Origin of the sequence: Tepidibacillus infernus (assembly GCF_048898065.1) — a bacterium.
Taxonomy (GTDB): Bacteria; Bacillota; Bacilli; order Tepidibacillales; family Tepidibacillaceae; genus Tepidibacillus_B; species Tepidibacillus_B infernus.
This window is the reverse complement of record NZ_JBLWFI010000091.1, coordinates 1-237: the sequence shown is the minus strand read 5'-3', so window position 1 is coordinate 237 and position 237 is coordinate 1. Positions and strand designations below refer to the sequence as shown.

The 237-nt window shown below is 44.7% G+C and carries 1 pseudogene; it reads left to right on the top strand.

The features are described 5' to 3' along the window. Positions 1–237: pseudogene (locus TEPIDINF_RS15315) on the top strand (IS1634 family transposase); the annotation flags it as partial.

The window sequence follows — 237 nt, the reverse complement described above, 5'->3', positions numbered from 1 at the left end:
TCAGCTATTCGATCCGCGGCGCGGATCAGGATTTCAAGAATTATGTCCTTGATCCAAGTGGCTACAGGAGCATAAGTGAGGATTTCAAAATTAAGTCCAGACTTGTTCCCCGGGAGATTAGCGTGACGTCAGTTAGAGGGAAGAAGATAAAGAAAACGGTGGATGAGAAGCAAGTCATTTTTTATAGTGAAAAATATGCAGCGAAAGCAAGGGCAGAGCGTGCTTCAGCAGTGGAAA